Origin of the sequence: Anaerofustis stercorihominis, from assembly GCF_005844425.1 — a bacterium.
In the GTDB taxonomy this organism is placed as follows: Bacteria; Bacillota; Clostridia; order Eubacteriales; family Anaerofustaceae; genus Anaerofustis; species Anaerofustis butyriciformans.
On record NZ_SPHL01000082.1, the window covers coordinates 1 to 1,253 of the forward strand.

Annotated in this window: 1 protein-coding gene; it reads left to right on the forward strand. The window is 37.6% G+C overall.

Going from position 1 to position 1,253, the window contains the following annotated elements:
- Window positions 1-6: 6 nt before the first annotated feature.
- Window positions 7-1,200, forward strand: a complete 1,194-nt coding sequence (tuf, locus tag FGQ49_RS10240) for an elongation factor Tu (protein ID WP_138269765.1) — start codon at window positions 7-9, stop codon at window positions 1,198-1,200.
- Window positions 1,201-1,253 lie beyond the last annotated feature (53 nt).

Sequence of the window (1,253 nt, forward strand, 5' to 3'; positions counted from 1 at the left end):
ATAAAAATGGCAAGAGAAAAATACGAAAGAACTAAACCACATGTAAATATTGGTACAATCGGTCACGTAGACCACGGAAAAACAACATTAACAGCAGCAATCACAAAAGTACTACATGAAAGATTAGGAACAGGTGATGCAGTAGCATTCGAAAACATCGATAAAGCACCAGAAGAAAGAGAAAGAGGTATCACAATCTCAACAGCTCACGTAGAATATGAAACAGAAAAAAGACACTACGCACACGTAGACTGCCCAGGACATGCTGACTACGTTAAAAACATGATCACAGGAGCAGCACAAATGGACGGAGCAATCTTAGTAGTAAGTGCAGCAGATGGTCCAATGCCACAAACAAGAGAACACATCTTACTTGCAAGACAAGTAAACGTACCATACATCGTAGTATTCTTAAACAAAGCAGATATGGTAGATGATGAAGAATTAATCGAATTAGTAGAAATGGAAGTAAGAGAACTTCTAGACGAATATGAATTCGATGGAGACGGAACACCAATCGTAATCGGATCAGCATTAAAAGCATTAGAAGATCCATCAAGCGAATGGGGAGATAAAATCTTAGAACTAATGGAAGAAGTAGACAACTACATTCCAGAACCAGTAAGAGATACAGACAAACCATTCCTAATGCCAGTAGAAGACGTATTCTCAATCACAGGTAGAGGTACAGTAGCAACAGGTAGAGTAGAAAGAGGTATCGTAAAAGTTGGAGACGAAGTTGAAATCGTAGGTATCAAAAAAGAAATCAACAAGTCAGTAGTAACAGGTGTAGAAATGTTCAGAAAACAACTTGACGAAGGTGTTGCAGGAGATAACATCGGAGCATTACTAAGAGGTGTAGACAGAACAGAAATCGAAAGAGGACAAGTATTAGCAAAACCAGGTTCAATTCACCCACATACAAAATTCAAAGCAGAAGTATACGTATTAACAAAAGATGAAGGTGGTAGACATACACCATTCTTTAACGGATACAGACCACAATTCTACTTCAGAACAACAGACGTAACAGGAGTAGTAGAATTAGAAGGCGGAGCAGAAATGGTAATGCCTGGAGATAACATTACAACAACAATCGAACTAATCACACCAATCGCTATCGAAGAAGGATTAAGATTCGCTATCAGAGAAGGTGGTAGAACAGTAGGTTCAGGAGTTGTTGCTGAAATCGTTGAATAATTTTAGTAAATGATAAATAAAAAAGAACATCAATAAAGATGTTCTTTTTTTAT